General features: G+C 39.8%; 1 protein-coding gene. It reads right to left on the minus strand.

Annotated features, from left to right (window positions below; all coding sequences use genetic code 11):
* Nucleotides 1-298 precede the first annotated feature (298 nt).
* The gene (locus tag AB4517_RS21300; RefSeq protein ID WP_017070266.1) at nucleotides 299-1,060 is read right to left on the minus strand and encodes a transporter substrate-binding domain-containing protein; all 762 of its coding nucleotides are present in this window, start codon (nucleotides 1,058-1,060) and stop codon (nucleotides 299-301) included.
* Nucleotides 1,061-1,092: the final 32 nt, after the last annotated feature.

A 1,092-nucleotide genomic window follows, 5' to 3' on the forward strand; every position in this document is an offset into this window, starting at 1 on the left:
GTCCAAAAGTTTGTTATACGCATGCTCACTATGTCTTTCTAGACGATTGTTTGTAGTGTGGTAATTTTACTACGTTGAATTTTAGCAGTTCTACAAATATGCAGACTTCCGATGCAATTTTATGCGAACTTATGTTGCAAATGGTACTTTAACTCGTTGATAGTTGGTTTCCGTTATGAAGACTTATGTTGCAAGCATCACCTTAAAAAAGCCGCTCTTTATGAGCGGCTTTTTGCTATCTGATGCTTTCTAAAGTGAACACAGTTCGCAATTAGTTTAGTCCACACTGCATACCAAACTATTCGTAAATGCTGTATGAAAAATACTTACTTGCGATTTTTTGATGCTGACCATTGTCGATCAAGCGCTGGATACCGTCATCAATAAGATCTTTGAGTTCATTATCTTGTTTTCGTACCGCGACACCAATACCACGCCCGAACCATTTTTCTTCTGTAAATTTAGGACCCGTAAAGTGGTAGTCCTTACCTTGCTCCGTTTCAAGAAAGCCCGTATTGAGTCCCATAGAACCACCAAACACGCTATCTAGGCGCCCGTTGAGTAAATCGGTAAAGGCTTCGTCGAATGATCCATAACGCTTGATATCTACATTTGGGTAGATCTCGGAAAGGTATTTGTCACCAATGGTAGCGCGCTGAACTCCAATTGTTAGTTCATTTAAGCTGCCGTCATCCATATTGATTTCACGCCCTTTTTCCATGACAAAACGAGTGGGAACTTTAGCGTAAGGCATCGTGAAGTTAACTTTCTTTTCACGTTCTTCGGTAATTGTCATAGCCGCTATAATTGCATCGTTTTTACGGCTTAAAAGCGAAGGGATAATCCCGTCCCAGTCAGTTTTTGAGATGATACATTTTACTTCTAATTCGACACACAAGGCGTTGGCTAAATCGACTTCAAACCCCTCTAATTCACCATCTTGCGTTGTCCAGCTGAATGGTGGGTATGCTCCTTCCACCGTAAATCGGATTTGCTTCCAATCTTTTGCGTAAGTAAATACTGAGAAAACACTGACGAATACAACAAATATCCACTTCATTTTTATTTCCTTATAGTTTTAATGGATAAGTT

Source organism: Vibrio sp. 10N.222.52.C3, from assembly GCF_041474195.1.
Classification (GTDB): Bacteria; Pseudomonadota; Gammaproteobacteria; order Enterobacterales; family Vibrionaceae; genus Vibrio; species Vibrio crassostreae_C.

Excerpts from the sequence above, each read along its gene's own strand:
- AB4517_RS21300 (WP_017070266.1), bottom strand. The coding sequence starts at position 1,060 with ATGAAGTGGATATTTGTTGTATTCGTCAGTGTTTTCTCAGTATTTACT.